The organism is Phaeodactylibacter sp., assembly GCF_022763345.1.
Classification (GTDB): Bacteria; Bacteroidota; Bacteroidia; order Chitinophagales; family Saprospiraceae; genus Phaeodactylibacter.
This window is the reverse complement of record NZ_JALEGS010000032.1, coordinates 24,864-38,541: the sequence shown is the minus strand read 5'-3', so window position 1 is coordinate 38,541 and position 13,678 is coordinate 24,864. Positions and strand designations below refer to the sequence as shown.

Sequence of the window (13,678 nt, the reverse complement as noted above, 5' to 3'; positions counted from 1 at the left end):
TGGCAGCCGCGCCCTCCCGTCTCGGGGGTGGAGATTATGGGATTAGCCTCCGGGCAAAACCACTCCGTGCAGGTTCGAATCCTGCCCTTACAGCAATCTCTTCATGTGTTATTCCCCTCTGCCTAAATTTACAACAGGCGCTTAACGCAAAAAAGCCGCTCCCTTTGGAAGCGGCTTTCTTTTTATCGTAACGTACCCCGGTTTAACTTCCGAAGTCGTCAAATGCGATGTTCTCTTCGGGTACGCCGAGATCATCGAGCATTTTCATTGCAGCCTGCAGCATGAGTGGCGGGCCACAAAGATAGTACTCAATTTCTTCCGGCTCCGGATGGTCCTTCAGGTAGTTATCATATAGCACCTGATGGATGAAGCCGAGGTAGCCGTCACCTGATTTATCGTTAATGTCTTCTTTTACCTTCCACTTATCTACCTCGTTAGCCACTTTAGTATCAGAAAGGGCGATATGGTAGCTGAAGTTGTCATACTCCTGCTCAATTTCGCGGAAGTCCTGCGTGTAGAAGAGCTCGCGCTTGGAACGGCCACCGTACCAGTAAGATACTTTACGGTCTTTCGTCTTTAGCGTGTGGAAAAGGTGGAAGATGTGCGACCGCAGCGGTGCCATTCCTGCACCACCACCGATATAGACCATTTCCTTTTTAGTCGGCTTGATAAAGAACTCGCCGTAAGGACCAGATACTACTACTTTATCGCCGGGCTTTTGATTGAAAACGTAAGAAGAACAGACGCCAGGATTAACCTGCATCCAGGTATTATTCTTGCGGTCCCATGGTGGGGTCGCGATACGGATATTCAACATCACGATGTTACCTTCTGCCGGGTGGTTGGCCATAGAGTAGGCGCGGAATTGCTCCTCATCATTTTTCATTTTGAGGTCCCACATCTTGAAGTTGTCCCACTCTTCCTGATACTCATCAGGAGCTTTATCGGTCATCCTTGGGTGAGCGGTGATATCAAAATTCTTGAAATCCACCTCTACCTTAGGGACATCAATTTGAATGTATCCACCCGATTCGAAATCAAGTGTTTCTCCTTCAGGAAGGCGAACAACGAACTCTTTAATAAAAGAAGCAACGTTGTAGTTAGAGACCACTTCACATTCCCACTTCTTAATACCAAAAATTTCTTCAGGAATGCGGATACGCATATCCTGACGGACCTTCACCTGACAGGCAAGACGCTTGTTTTCAGCTACTTCCCGGCGGGTAAGGTGGTTAAGTTCAGTAGGCAGGACATCTCCCCCACCTTCGTCTATGTGGCATTCACACATGGCACAAGTGCCACCTCCACCGCAAGCGGAAGGCAGGAATATGCTTTTATCAGACAGGGCGCCCAACAGGGACGATCCTGGCTTTACCAGCATTGGATTCTCTTCATCGCCATTCACGATGATCTTAACGTCACCCTGGGGGACAAGACGCTTACGCGCAGCGATCAGCATGAAAGACAGTGCCAGAATCACAAGGCTGAACACAACTACAGCAAATACGATCGTGGTCATTCTATCTTAGGTTTTGTATCTGTTAAATTGAACTCCTGACAGTCCTAAAGATAACTACAGCTTTTGAAAGTTGTTGTCATCGTACCGTCAGTCCAGCCAAAGGGTTTTAGCCATTGGTGGTGAACGCCGCCGGGTCAATACCCATAAGGCTCATGAAAGCGATGCCCATCAGCCCGGTCAGGATGAAAGCCATCCCCAGACCGCGCAGCGCAGGCGGCACATTGGAGTAGCGGATTTTCTCACGGATGGCAGCAATCGCAATGATCGCCAGGAACCAGCCGAAGCCACCGCCCAGGCCAAATGCAACGGCATTGGACAAGTTGTACTCCCGGGATACCATAAAGAGTGAACCGCCGAGGATGGCGCAGTTTACCGTAATCAGCGGGAGGAAGATACCCAGGGCGCTGTAAAGTGATGGTGAGTACTTCTCCACCACCATTTCCACTAGCTGCACCATAGAGGCAATTACCGCAATGAAAAGGATAAAGCGCAGGAAAGTGAGATCGATTCCCAGTAATCCAGACTCGCTTAGCAGGTACTCGCTGATCAGCCAGTTGATCGGCATGGTGATACCCAGTACGAAAATCACGGCCAGTCCAAGACCAAACGCCGTTTGCACACTCTTTGACACGGCCAGGTAAGAACACATGCCCAGGAAGTAAGCCAGGACCAGGTTCTCGATGAAAGCCGCTTTAATGAAAGTATTTAGAAATTCCATTGTTACTCTTTGTTGAGGATTTGCGTTTGGTTATTAGGATACGTCAACGAGCTTGGTATTGTAGCTACGCTGAATCCAGATCATGATGCCGATGATAAACATAGCCGAAGCCGGCAGTACCATCAGGTTGTTGTTGGCGTACCAGCCAAACAGCATGCTGTCTGTCGTATTCACCAGGTAATCAGCAGTTGGGCCAATAATTTTCAGCTCAATCGGGCTACCTGCAAACAGGCTGCCTTTGCCGAACAGTTCACGCACTACACCTACTGCCACCAAAATCACTCCGTAGCCCAAGCCATTGCCCACACCATCGAGGAAGGAACGCCAGGGCTTGTTTGCCATGGAGAAGGCTTCCAAACGGCCCATTACGATACAGTTGGTGATGATCAGACCAATATAAACAGACAATTGCTTATAGACCGGATAGTTCAGGTACTTCAGGGTCAGCTCCACCACCGTTACCAGTGAGGCGATAATGACCAGCTGAACAATCATACGTACCGACTTGGGAATGTAGTTCCGCAGCAGGGAAGTGAACAAGCTGGAAAAAGCAGTAACGAAAATTACCGCAATGGCCATCACCAATGATGGGTAAACCAAGGAGGTTACCGCGAGGGCAGAACAAATGCCCAGTACCTGCACGGTGATTGGGTTGTTGTCGTTGAGGGGGTCGGTGAGCAGCTTGCGCTCTTTTTTGCCAAACTGAAATACCGACTCTTTCTCTTTTACAGCAGTCTCAGCCATTGTTTTCTTGTTTTTATGTGAGGCGGTGAGCAGTAGCCCACCGGTTTAGATTTTAGTTAATTGAGCAGGAAGCTCTGTTGCTTTACCTTATCTATGTAAGGCTGATAGTACTTCAGGCCACGGTATAACATTTCACTCACGCCATCAGCTGTAACCGTTGCACCGGAGATACCGTCTACCTCGTGCTTAGGATCACGTGCGCCGCCTTTGCGTACCTTGATAGAAACGTAGTCACCGCTCTCCTCGTAGATTTCTTTGCCCTCAAATTGCTCGGAGAAGGCAGGGTTGTCCTTAATTTCCGCACCAAGACCAGGCGTTTCCCCTTTGTGGTCGAAAGTAGCCCCTGCGATAGTGTTGAGATCGCTCTTCAGGGCGACGCTGCCCCAGATTTCGTCCCAAAGCCCATTTCCGCGAACAGAAAGGATATAGAATTTCTGCCCGTCCTGCTCGTAGACGTAAACAGGCAGACGGCGTTCGTCTTCCGGCTTCTTGCGTTCTTTAGCCATATCAATACTCTCGGCTTTCACACCCTCAATGATGTTACCTTCCATATCCACCACCGGCTGATTCATCTGAGCAAAAAGCTCCAGTACCTGCTCATCAGTCAGGTCTGCTACTTTTTGTCCGTTGGGGAGGTAGTCCTGTACGGCGGTCAGAATTGCACGCTTGTTAAAAATATCTTCATTCGTGGCAGACTGCTCTTTGGTGGCTTCCCGAAGACCGGTGAGGCTGACCGCCACAGCTGCGGTAAGAATGAGGATGAAAATGACTACATATTTTGTTGACTCCATGAGTACTTATTCTTTTGATTTATAGAAACGTTAGGCTTGTGCCGGAGCTGTTGCAGGTGTCGGCGCATCTGGTGTTTCTGCCTTCATTGTGGCCTTGATTCGTTTTGCACGGCGGTTGATATTGGCCTGTAGTACGTAGTGGTCGATCAGTGGTGCGAAAACATTCATAAATAGAATCGCCAGCATCCATCCTTCCGGGTAAGCCGGGTTGAGCACCCGCACGATCATACCCACAAAACCGATGAGGAAGCCGTAAATCCACTTACCGGTCGCTGTAGAGGAAGCCGTAACCGGATCGGTTGCCATAAATGCCATAGCAAACAGGAAGCTGCCCATGTAAAACTGATAGTACCAGGGGACTTCCATAAATTCGGTTGCACCCCATGCATTGAGCAACAACGCCATTACCGCTGCACCAAAGACCATAGAAACCATGATCTTCCAGTCTGCAATTTTGGTAATGATCAGGAACAGCGCACCAACAATAATAAGTGGCTTGGAACTTTCCCCGATAGAGCCCGGGATTGTTCCCCAGAGCATCTGCCCGGTGGAATAGGTCTGCGTTACAGCATCCCAGCCCTCTTTGGAAGCAATAGCCAGTGGCGTTGCACCGGTGTAGCCATCGACTACAGCCGAGCCCCCTGCCCCAAACGTGGCCAGACCAAGGCCGGCAAAAATATTGTCAAAGAAACCATACACTGCACCGTAGGCCTGACCGAAGTAACCGCCTTCGGCAGCCTTCTCAATACCTGCAATCCATACCTCGTCACCTGAGATGTAGGTTGGGTAAGCGAAAAAGACGAATACACGCGCCAGCAGGGCTATGTTGAGGATATTCATACCGGTACCACCGAAAGCTTCCTTACCGATCCATACAGCAAAAGCTACGGATACGGCCAGGATCCATAATGGAATATCAGGCGGCATGATGAGTGGAATCAGTGCACCAGAAACGAGGAAACCCTCTTCAATACCGTGCCCTTTCTTATAAGCATAATAGAATTCAATACCCAGGCCCACTACGTGCGTCACTACGAAGATCGGGATGATCTTGATCAAACCATAGATCAGCTTGAGGTGAACGCCCTGCAGGAAGCCAGTATACTCGCCCAGTGCCACAAAGTGCTGATGCCCGATATTGTACGTACCAAACAGGTAGAGCACCTGCAAGGCCAGTACAACGTGAACCATCTGCCGCTTCAGGTCCATACCATCGCGGATGTGTACCCCGTCCTTTGTTGTAAAGTTGGGCGTAAAGGCAAAAGTGAAGAAGCCATCATAAACCGTGTGTAAAAGTGGAGACTTTTCCTTGTCCGGCTCGATTTGCTTAAGTGCTTTTAATAATGCGTTTTTCATATCTCTATTATCGTGAGATTTTCAATTCAAGTTTAACTAATGCTTAGGCTTGCTCGCGCATAGTGTCCAGCCCCTGACGCAGAATCTGCTGCACCGGCTGCTTGGAGACACAAACAAATTCACAAAGCGCTACATCCTCTTCCACGAGTTCAGGCAGCCCCAGCCCTTCCATTTTCTCAAAGTCACCGATGAGAATCGACTTCATGAGCTCCTGAGGGTAAAGGTCCATTGGCAATACACTCTCGTAATTACCGGTTACTACAAAGGCGCGGCGCTCACCGTGTGTATTCGTCTCGGCTTTGAACTTCATATCCGGCACCAGAGCTGATGGGAAAGTGGTGGAAATACTTGGCGTGTTGAAGCTTGGCAACAACCAGCCGAAGAGTGCATAGTCGTCTCCCTCTTCCACAACCGTAATTTGGTCATCGTAGAAATCGAGGAAACCATCCAGTTCCTTGCGCTTGCCAGAAAGGACATCACCGGAAATGAAGCGTACGTGGTCATTTGCCAGATTATCCTTTAGCAGGTCCTCAATCTTTGCGCCCACTTTGGTCTTAACGTAAAGCGGCTTTTTCAGCTCCGCACCCGTCAGTGCAACTATACGCTCTGCGTTGTAACGTTGCTCGGTGAAGATTTTGCCCAGCGTGAGCACCTCCTGTACACCCAGCGTCCAAACTTTGGCACTGAGGCTGATCGGCTTAGTGTGGTGGATTTGCACGCCAACGTTGCCGGCAGGGTGCTTGCCGTGGAACCAGCGTTGCTTCACGCCTTTAGCTTCTGTAAAAGCTTTGGCAGGAGCAGATTCCCCGCCGGCATTCAGCCCGAGGTAAACACTTCCGCTCGTCAGCTTAGCCAGTACGTCAAGCCCTTTTTGGAATGCAGCTTCCTGCCCCTCAACAATAAAGTCGAGATTCGGCGCAAGCGGAGCCGTATCGAAAGTAGAGATGTAAATATCCCGGGGCACTTCGTTGTAATCCGCAACCACATTGAACGGGCGCTGACGGAAGAGCGTCCAGGCACCCGCATCCAGCAGGTACTCCACCAGCTGATCCCGGTTGCTATTGTCCAGATCAAAAGCAGCCAATTCCCGGTACTGCTGTTCTTTATCTGCAAGAATGGTCACTGCAGTAATGGCACGCTTGGCGCCACGCTCAATGCCAATCACCTCACCGCTGACCGGTGCCACCCACTTCATTTCGGGGCGGTTCTTATCGAAGAATAAGTGATCACCTGCCTTAACTTCGGCACCCTCGTCCACCAACATTTTTGGTATAGGAGCAATCCCCAGGAAGTTAGTAGGCTGCACAGCGAAAGTCATCGCCTGCACGGATTCATCAAGCTTAAGCTCAGCTTCACCTTCCAGCGCGATGTCATGACCACGGCGCAGATAAGTCACCGGAGTATCTTCATCCAGGAAGGCAGGCTTTTTAGGCTTGAACAAGCGGCCAAGGAAACCATCATTTCCAGCACCAACTTCACCGTTCTCCTCGTCAATGCCCAGCTGCTTAGCTTCAATAGCCAGCAAGTTATTGGACACCTGAATGATGAGGAAGAAGAAAATCAGCACAGCGATAGCGATCAGAGAATAGGTCAGCACGGAACCAAATCCGTTACCTCCGGACTCTGCCTGCGCCCAGCTAGTTGTGTAGGCGCCCATCGCCAGAATGAGCAGAATGCCTTTGCTTACTGTTTGTTTCATTCTTATTTATTCATTAATGAGGTAGTTTTTCCTACCTTAAAATTACTTACAGGCTTTTCAAAAACACCGCAAATATAGGAACCTTTTACCATAAAGAAGAAGCTGACATTTGCTTTAGTTTATTTAAAGTAATTATTTAGATTTATTCTAAATAAATTAGCTATCTCCTTTATTCTCAACAGGTTACAAAGTAATCCACGGAAGCTCCTCTGCCCACTGGGGCCACACATCTTCCCGTGTGATGAAAAACACTAAATCTTTTGCCCTATAGACTTAGCGAGTTTTCGATTTGTTCATGCCGAAGTTGTTTCTTCCAGGATTTTTGCCAGCTTACCCAGGCTACAACAGCAATCGCCGTATAAACCACCATCAGCAGACTAAATAAATAGGCTTCCCGGCTAAAGTACAGACCTATATATACGGTGTCGATCACCACCCAGTAGGACCAGTTGTCGAGGTACCGCAGCACCAGCAGCAACGTAGCCAGTATGGAAAAAACCGTGGTAAAGGCGTCCCAGTAGGTCGCCGCAGCAGGAGTATACTGATCAAAGAAATAACCAAACGCAATGGACAGCAAAGCGCCGCCTGCCAGATAGGGCAGGTGTTCCTGCCAGGATAAGCGCCGAATGGGGGCTTCTGTGTTCCCCTCCCCTCCGTAGCGCCAGTTGTAAATCCCGACAAAACCCATTATAACATAGAATACCTGCAAAAGGGCATCGAGATAAAGCTGGTAAAAAGCATAAGACGCATATGCCCACAAACTACAGCTGATGATGCCCCAAAACCAGCACCAAACCTTTTCCCGCGCGGCCAGCACAATGTAAAACAGAGCTGTTATCGTCGCTGCCCAGTCTACCCAGCTTAGGGCCCCCGCCTCCGTCAATATTTCCTGCATCATTTCACAAAGGTAAAATAAAAGCGGCAGGTACCACACGATCGGGTACCTGCCACTCCCACAAAGCAAAAGCTTGTTGCTTTGCTTTACTTCACCAGCTCAAACTTGTACTGAACAGTCTTCATGAGCGGAGCACCGTTTTCATCGGACTCCGCCAGAAAAATATCTATATCGATGACTTCAGATTCGTCTTTTTCCGAGCTGTCGAAGATGATCTCGAGCCGGCCTTTCTCACCAGGCTCAAAGGTTTCACCAGTTAGGTCATTGACCACTTTGGTGCAGTCGCAGGCAGAGATCAGATCAATGGTAAAGGGTGCATCACCAGCGTTGTAGAATACAAAAGTGTACTCTTTCTGCTCGCCTTTGCGTACCTGACCAAAATCCACAAACTCCTTCACAAACTTCATCTCAGGCTTCCCGCCAGGCAAACTGCCGCGGTCCGGTGCTTCCTTGGTGGTTTCTTTCTTCTGTATCCGCTTAATTGTAATGAAAGTCGGGCCTTCCAGAATTTTAAACTCGGTACGGCGGTTTAATTCATAGGCTCTTTCCTTTTGCTCTTGGGTTTCCAAAGCATCAATGAACTCCGGAGTCAGCACATCCCCTTCATTCAGGAAATCTGCTAAGGCAGCAGCTCGTGCGTTAACGGTTTGTGGTTGACTCTCGCCATAGCCTTTGGCCACGATTCGGTCGCGGTCTATCCCTTCGCGGACCAGCCAGCGGCGGGCAGATTCAGCACGGCGCTGCGAGAGGTCTTCATTGTAATCATCACCACCCTGACTGTCCGTGTGCGAACTCAGCTCGATAACCATTTCCGGATAGTCGTTCAGGATTTCGAGAACAGCGCGCAGGTCGCTTTCTGCCTCCTCCCGAATCCGGTCGCTATCAAAGTCGTACAGAATGTTCTCCAAAACAATGGGCTCATTGATTTCGAGCGTGTCGAATTCAGGCTCCGGCGGAGGCACAGGCTTAGGCTCCAGATAGAAGCGGTGCTCCAGTGAGGTAGATTCTTTAACGCCAACCGTATTCAGCGTCACCGTATCCGGATAGTAATCGGGGTGGGTGCCGATCAGCATATAGGGGGTCTCCAAAGCCAGGTCAAAACCTACGACGTTACTTTTATCGCCGGAGTTTTGAGCATTTGGTGTGCCCATTTTATCATTTGTAGTGGGGACCAGGTAGACGGTGCTGCCGGTCAGTGGCTTTTTGTCATTTGTGAACGTACCTACAACCAGGTCCACTACGATGCGGGCAATATTCACCGTGTAGATATCGTCACAGCAGGTACGCCCGTAAGCAGAACGCCCACCGGCACGGTTGGAGGTCAGAACACCAAAGTAGCCTTCCTCATCCAGCGTGAAGCCGTAGTCGTCTACGCTTGTATTGTAGCCACGTCCCATATTCAAAACCGGGCTCCACTTCTCCCCGTCCCATGTGGAGTAGAAATGATCGAACCCGCCCAGGCCAGGATGGCCGGTGGAGGCAAAATAAAGGGTGCCTTCCCGGTAATAAGGCGTTTCCTCATCCCCAGGGGTATTGATGACATCTCCCATGTTGACCGGGGCGCTGTATTCGCCTTCGCCAATGAGTGTAGCGTAGTACAGGTCAAAACCACCATAGCCGCCTTCCATATTAGAAGCAAAGAAGAGGACGCGCTTGCCGTACAGTTCTCCCGGTGTGGGGTGCTTGGCAATGTAGTCGCCGTTCACACCTTTCAGTTCCTGTGCGCCAGACCAGGAGTCGCCTCCGCCTTTGCTAAAGTAGATTTTACTTTCGGAGACGGTGTTGCCCTGCAGCTTAGCACGGGTGAAGTACATGGTGCTGCCGTCCGGGGACAGGCGTACGTTGCTGTTGTGGAAACCTGGGCGGTTGATTTCGCCACCCAGTTCCTGAGGCTTCGACCAGTCGGTATCGTCCAGGGTAGAGCGGTAAATCATGGCGTAGGTCTCTTCCATGTTTTCCTCATCCACGTAGATAACATCATCTGCATCGAAAGTGGCAAAGTAAATTTCCTTGCCGTTGCTGCTCAGGGTTGGCGTATATTCGGACACTTTATCATTAAGGTCGCGGCCGGCATTCTCTACCGTTACCCCTTTGAGGTTTTGAGGAAGCTCCAGGGCCAGCTCAGCGCCGGAAATTTCGTTTTTCGCCAGCGTTTCCAGGCTATCCCCGGGATTGGTGGCGAGGAACAGCTGAAATTCCTCAATTGCTTCGGCGTATTTTTCGTTCATCTTCAGCAACTGCCCGTAGGTATAGCGGTACTTGGTGAATTCCTCTTCCTTGTCACGGCGCAGCAAACGGCTGAACCAACGCTCTGCCGAACGGTAGTCGCGCACTTTGAATTGCAGGATGGCAATGGTGTCAATCAGCGCGCGCTCATCGCTGTCCTCGTAGGCATCTTCGTAGTATTCCAGCGCATTCACGTAGTCCAGGTTAGCCCAGGACTTGCGGGCAGCGATGAGGTTTTGATCTAAAGATGACTTGGTCAGGGGCTGGGCCTGCAGCACTTGAAGGCCAGACAAAAGAATCAGCCCGAGAATAAAGTATGCGTTTTTCATAGACTTTCCGGATAGTTTGTCCAATTGCTTTTTGTTTGGTAAACGCTAAAGCCGGTTGCAGCTTTTTAAATAAAACGTTAAATTATATAACGACTTGATGTCGGCATAAACGCTGGAAAGTGACCTGCGCCTGTCCTGACAAGCTACGCTTCGTCAGTGGCCGATGTCGCAAACCACTTTGTCCAGCGTATATTAGAATTTCGGGCAAAGGATCGCCGGCTTGATTTCCGGTTCTTTGTAAATCTTGAAGATGTAGAAGGCTGCGATTTCAAATGCGCCCTGAAAGTCCGTTGCAGTACGGTACTGAGAGACGTTCAGGTCAAATGCAGCAGCGACCCGCAGGTCTTTGTAGTCAAGCCCGGCGAGGATTTTGGCAGCATCACCGACCCGGTAGCCTAAGCCCATGTGGACTTTGATCTGATCCTCTGGCTTAAGGTCGTAACCAGCCCAGGCCTGCAGGTTGATCTCATGCTGCCCGCGCATCGTTTGCCACATTACCGTGGGGGCTGCGGACCATTTGTTATTCAAGGCCCATTCGTACCGGGCGTGAGTGGTAATCAGCATAGGCTGGCGGTCGCTGCTTTCGGTATTATTGTCGCCAGGAGTGGGGTTGGGAATAGGCCCCATGCCACCGCCGCCGCTGCCAAAAGTATAGTCTGGCACATTGAGGTGCCCAAAAGCCACCCCTGCTTCGAAGTTGTCGAAATCATCAATTTTCTGTTTGAACAGCAGGCCGGCACGGATATCGAGGTAAGAGTTGGATATGTCGTTGTCGTTGAGGTCCATATTTCCACCACCACCGGTATTACCACCAGCGCCAATAGCAGCATCCTGCGCCTCCATGGTGGAACCGTACTCTGCAAAAGTACCATTGGCTGCATCCCAACTAGAACCCAAAAGGATATCACTGGACCGCAAACTCCGCGTAATACTACCAATTTGCACACCGAGCGTCAGCACAGACGCTCCTTTCTTATCCAGCCCCAGGTGGTAAGCACCAGACAAACCATTGGAGCGGGTCGTAAAGCGGATTGAGCCGGAACGGTCCTGCAAGATGTAGGCACCAACGCCTACCCAGTCCTGATCACGGAACCCCCGGATGATGGGCGCATCCACATAACCACCGGGCGTGTTGTAACCCCGGTCGCCTACTGCCCACCACTGCCCGCGGTAAATGCCCCCCACGCGCACCGTGCCCAGAAAGGCACCCGTATTCGCCGGGTTGAGCGACAGCGGAGACATGTTGAACAAAGTATAGTGTAGGTCTTGTGCTTGCAAACTTCCGAGAACGGCAAAGAATAGAAAGAAGTGTAGAGTTCTGACTAGCTTCATAGAGTATTAGTGTTTTTAGAACGTCGCACCATCGGGTGTACCTTCAGCATCTGGGAATACGGAGCCCGTTTTTGGTCAATTTTGAGGCCCTGTGCCCGCCTGTGCTGCCTGATGAGCAGTACAAACTTGCACTCAAAGACCGAAAGATAATTGATTTCTGGAACAAATTGATAAAATCCCCGGCAAGATAGGTGTTAAGGAGCGTTACTTAGCTCTTAACCCGCATGGATTTGACCGGATATAAGACATTACGCCATTTTTTCCAGGCCCTTCTGCACAGCCTGCAGCGGAAGGTCTTCCATACAGCGGAAGTGCCCTTTGGGGCAGCGCTGATAGCCGATTTTGGAGCAGGGGCGGCACTTTAGGCCTTCGACCTGTACCGTGGTGTTGTGCCACTCCTCTTCCGGGAAAAAGGGGTACATCCCAAATTCGGGGATGGTGTTGCCCCAAATCGAAACAATGGGCTTGCGAAAAGCCGCAGCGATGTGCATCAGGCCGGTGTCATGGGTAATGACCCGGCTGGCTTGCCGTACTACGGAGGCGGATTGGTTGAGGTTGAATTTGCCACAGGTGTTGAGCACATGCCCGCCACCAGCATCGGCTATGGCCTGCCCCTCCTCAGCCTCAGCCGGCCCGCCGAGCAGGACGACCGGCCCGGTGAGCATTTGACAAAGCTCAATGAGCCGATGGGTGGGCAGCCGCTTGGTGTTATGGGCGGCGCCAATAACAAGAGCGGTGTAAGCCGGGGCATCGGCTACCGGCCCCAGGACGTTGGTGGAAAGCAGTGCGCCCATCGCCACTTCGTCTTCCTCCGGTATGAAATAATCCAAGCCCTGACCATCGTAGACCGCCCCCAGAGGCGCCGCTGTAGCCATGTAACGGTGTACGATATGCGTGTCCGGCAGGCGGTCGACCTTCAGGTTGACGATCAGCCACTTTTCCAGATTGATTTTATCGAAGGTATAGGCTTTGGCCCGGAGTGCCCATTTGACCTGACGGCTGCGAAGGTTGTTGTGAAGGTCCAGGACGTAGTCGTAGTTTTCGGCCTGCAGCTCCGCTTTGACTTCGCTTACCTTTTTGTCGATGACATAAACCTTGTCCACATATGGGTTGTGCGCCAGTATGCCCCGGAAGGAACGCTTGGTCAGATAATGCACCTCGGCATTCAGCTGCTGCTTCACCGCCCGGATGACCGGCGTGGTGAGCACAACATCCCCAATAGAAGAAAAACGGACAATCAGTACTTTCATCGGGACAAAGTTAGGTTTTCCGTTTCGATCAGGGAAACCTGTTCCATCTGCCCGGCCTCAAACAGGGAGTCAAACAAAGCAACTTCCATGCTGTGGGGCACCGGCTTATAGTTGCGGTAATCGGCAACGCGCAGCCCCTCTACGGTGCGGATATTGTAGGCTTCCCGAAAGCGGGCACCCCCTCCATTCACCTGATAATTGTAGGCGAGGTAGTCCATCGTATGCCGGTCGCGGTGAAACCAATAGATGTACTCATCCTGATAGTCTTCACCTCCGCCTTCGGCCCGGAAAGTGACTTTTATTTTGTGGTAGGGCTCGTTTTTGAGGGTTGCCGTGCCCAGGTATTGGGTTTGCACGACCGGGTCGTTCAGCGCATAGGGCAACAGCGCAAAATAGAGCACAGAGTTGACCGAGCCTGCGTAAGCAGCACTGTCTTTGGCAGAAAGCGGCACCCGTTCGCCGTTGATTTCCCGGTAGAGCCCATCGTTGGTGAGCACATCCCGGTAGGCGGTGCCGGTGGTGTCGGCCCACTGCCGTTCGTACTGAAAGCGACCGCCGGAGCGCTGACTGACGTAGTGCCGCCCCCGGAAATCGAATGCGATGGTGCTGCTGTCCACCCTACTGCTGCCGTGAGCAATGCGGGCTTGGTTGATGAGGGTGCTGGGGTTGGGAGCATCATTGGCATCAGGCTGATTGGGCGTGGGGCTACAGCCTGCTATTCCCAAAAACAAAAAAAAGCATAGCCAGATTAGTCGCATAGTAAAGGGCTTGGGTTCTGGGAAAAGAACACCGTGAAACCGTGGAAGTATTATTGCCCTT

General features: G+C 51.1%; 11 protein-coding genes. All 11 read right to left on the bottom strand.

Annotated features, from left to right (window positions below; genetic code table 11):
- Positions 1 to 202: 202 nt before the first annotated feature.
- The 11 genes from nqrF to MRY86_RS09040 all read right to left on the bottom strand — a co-directional run bounded on the left by nqrF (position 203) and on the right by MRY86_RS09040 (position 13,617).
- A complete protein-coding gene (gene nqrF / locus MRY86_RS09090; protein WP_282782853.1) occupies positions 203 to 1,519 on the bottom strand; it encodes an NADH:ubiquinone reductase (Na(+)-transporting) subunit F in 1,317 nt (438 codons plus the stop codon).
- 106 nt (positions 1,520 to 1,625) lie between these two features.
- Entirely contained in the window at positions 1,626 to 2,237 is a 612-nt protein-coding gene (gene nqrE / locus MRY86_RS09085) for an NADH:ubiquinone reductase (Na(+)-transporting) subunit E (RefSeq protein ID WP_293564702.1), read from the bottom strand.
- 33 nt (positions 2,238 to 2,270) lie between these two features.
- A complete protein-coding gene (locus MRY86_RS09080) occupies positions 2,271 to 2,981 on the bottom strand; it encodes an NADH:ubiquinone reductase (Na(+)-transporting) subunit D (protein WP_044148960.1) in 711 nt (236 codons plus the stop codon).
- A 56-nt stretch (positions 2,982 to 3,037) separates the two neighbouring features.
- On the bottom strand, positions 3,038 to 3,772 hold the full coding sequence (gene nqrC, locus MRY86_RS09075; protein WP_293564697.1) for an NADH:ubiquinone reductase (Na(+)-transporting) subunit C: 735 nt from the start codon (positions 3,770 to 3,772) through the stop codon (positions 3,038 to 3,040).
- A gap of 30 nt (positions 3,773 to 3,802) precedes the next feature.
- A complete protein-coding gene (locus MRY86_RS09070) occupies positions 3,803 to 5,128 on the bottom strand; it encodes an NADH:ubiquinone reductase (Na(+)-transporting) subunit B (RefSeq protein WP_293564695.1) in 1,326 nt (441 codons plus the stop codon).
- Between the two features lie 43 nt (positions 5,129 to 5,171).
- The gene (locus MRY86_RS09065; protein ID WP_293564693.1) at positions 5,172 to 6,827 is read right to left on the bottom strand and encodes a Na(+)-translocating NADH-quinone reductase subunit A; all 1,656 of its coding nucleotides are present in this window, start codon (positions 6,825 to 6,827) and stop codon (positions 5,172 to 5,174) included.
- A 265-nt stretch (positions 6,828 to 7,092) separates the two neighbouring features.
- Positions 7,093 to 7,725 carry a nicotinamide riboside transporter PnuC gene (pnuC, locus tag MRY86_RS09060; protein ID WP_293564692.1) on the bottom strand — a complete coding sequence of 211 codons (633 nt, stop codon included), beginning with the start codon at positions 7,723 to 7,725 and terminating at the stop codon, positions 7,093 to 7,095.
- A gap of 83 nt (positions 7,726 to 7,808) precedes the next feature.
- Positions 7,809 to 10,277 carry an OmpA family protein gene (locus tag MRY86_RS09055; protein ID WP_293564690.1) on the bottom strand — a complete coding sequence of 823 codons (2,469 nt, stop codon included), beginning with the start codon at positions 10,275 to 10,277 and terminating at the stop codon, positions 7,809 to 7,811.
- A 192-nt stretch (positions 10,278 to 10,469) separates the two neighbouring features.
- A complete protein-coding gene (locus tag MRY86_RS09050; protein WP_293564688.1) occupies positions 10,470 to 11,609 on the bottom strand; it encodes a PorP/SprF family type IX secretion system membrane protein in 1,140 nt (379 codons plus the stop codon).
- A gap of 248 nt (positions 11,610 to 11,857) precedes the next feature.
- On the bottom strand, positions 11,858 to 12,859 hold the full coding sequence (locus tag MRY86_RS09045) for a glycosyltransferase family 9 protein (RefSeq protein ID WP_293564686.1): 1,002 nt from the start codon (positions 12,857 to 12,859) through the stop codon (positions 11,858 to 11,860).
- A complete protein-coding gene (locus tag MRY86_RS09040) occupies positions 12,856 to 13,617 on the bottom strand; it encodes a DUF6503 family protein (protein ID WP_293564684.1) in 762 nt (253 codons plus the stop codon). Before MRY86_RS09040 ends, MRY86_RS09045 begins: the two co-directional genes overlap by 4 nt.
- Between the last annotated feature and the right edge of the window lie 61 nt (positions 13,618 to 13,678).